The following is a 1,701-nucleotide window of genomic DNA, read 5'->3' as shown; positions in this document are numbered from 1 at the left end:
AAGGCAACTAACAAGTCGTTTAAACGGAATAAAAACAGTTGGCCATCGCTTCGCGATTATAGCCAACCATTTTTATCCGCTTAACGAGGCGTTAGGCTTTTTGTGTATACATTTATCCAATTTATTTATTACCATAATTAAAGGGCTCATAATGAAATTAAACTACAAATGTTTATATGTACTTTTAATTAGCTTTTGTTTCAACGCAAATGCCGATGAAATTCCGTATAAAGAAATGTTGTCACTCAATGCTAAAAACATCACTAAAATTTCTCAAGGGTTTACTGAGCAACAAGTAAGGGAAATCATGGGTAGTGACACTACAGAAGTTCGGGATGGGCCTCTGAATAACCCATGGAAAACAGAGTTGATTGAAAATACTATTATTTTGCATTATTTAGTTAAAAAACACCCTATATTCACTCCGATTTTGGAGTACCAAGCTCGCCCGATAATTATTGTTGATGGTGAAGTCGTCGCTATTGGTAGAGACTTTTTGAAAAAGTATCGTGAAACTACTGCAATAAAAGGTGGAGAGTCAAATAAAAATGATAATAATATTAGCTCCCGAATCAATACTCTAAATAAATTGTATAAATCTGGAGCAATAACCAGTGAAGAATACAAAAAACAGAAAGAACGAATACTTAATGAAATCTAAATAATAATTCGAATTCAAAGCCTAACAAGTCAATTTAAACGGAACTAAAACAGTTGGCTCAGTTTCGCTTCGCTACACATTATAGCCAACAATTTTAGTCCGCTTAATTGGGCGTTAGTCTGCCTTGAATCCTATTGCACTATTTAGTTTTTGAATTGTGTAGTTGAGTTTTGGTGAGTTGTTTTGTGTTCATAAATTGGTGCGTTGCGGTTGTTTCAAATACGCTCATTCCGTTGTGAATTACTATTTGCTAATAGTCGCCAGAGCAGAGTTTAATATCAGAATGCAAAGTAAATTATGGCTCCATTATCTTGGCCTTGGTCACTAGCGGAAATTCTATTTTCAGTTTCTGCTTGTTAAACATTGAATGTGTCATGTTTTCAAATGTTGGTACTAGTTTCTGAACCCTATAAACGGTAAAGTTACCGAAAATCAGCAAGTTATTGCTGGCGGTAGCATTGTCCAAAAGGCAACTAACAAGCAATTTAAACGGAACTAAAACAGTTGGCTCAGTTTCGCTTCGCTACACATTATAGCCAACAATTTTAGTCCGCTTAATTGGGCGTTATGTGTCAATGAAATTTTATCGGTTAGCAATAACGCTAATCATTATTGTAACTACAAATATAGGAAAAATATAAATGTCACAAATTAACGAAATACTAATTAAGTGTTTAAAATCTGGTTGTGAAACATGGTTTCCGTCTCCAATTTCATTTGGAGATACGTCTTCATTTGATACATCAATGCTAGCTGGCAATATTGTTAATTGCCCATCTTGCGGAGCAATGACTCCATGTAATAAAGAGAACATGAAGGTCCGAGCTAAAGGCACTGGTTTTGTTGGTAGCGATACTTAAACACATAACAAGTTGCTTAAACGGAATAAAAACAGTTGGTTATCGCTGCGCGATTTTAACCAACTATTTTTATCCGCTTAGCAAGGCGTTAGATGTTTTTAAAACTTAGCTTTAGAGCAAAACCTTTGCGTTTCGCCAAATCAGGTTTTTATGTTTCACCACGAATAGGTTTTGCACGGT

2 protein-coding genes are annotated in these 1,701 nt (G+C 35.1%); one reads left to right on the top strand and one right to left on the bottom strand.

What is annotated here, in order from left to right; genetic code table 11:
• The coding region (locus tag G322_RS21520; protein WP_211217186.1) for an SHOCT domain-containing protein at nucleotides 1–661 on the top strand (661 nt) is incomplete at its 5' end.
• Nucleotides 662–1,244: 583 nt separating this feature from the next.
• On the opposite strand, the gene G322_RS23620 is transcribed toward G322_RS21520, so the two are convergent.
• Entirely contained in the window at nucleotides 1,245–1,475 is a 231-nt protein-coding gene (locus tag G322_RS23620; RefSeq protein WP_156874005.1) for a hypothetical protein, read from the bottom strand.
• Between the last annotated feature and the right edge of the window lie 226 nt (nucleotides 1,476–1,701).

It is taken from the genome of Psychromonas hadalis ATCC BAA-638 (assembly GCF_000420245.1).
Lineage (GTDB): Bacteria > Pseudomonadota > Gammaproteobacteria > Enterobacterales > Psychromonadaceae > Psychromonas > Psychromonas hadalis.
Note: the sequence above shows the minus strand (reverse complement) of the source record. Positions and strands in the feature narration are given on the sequence as shown.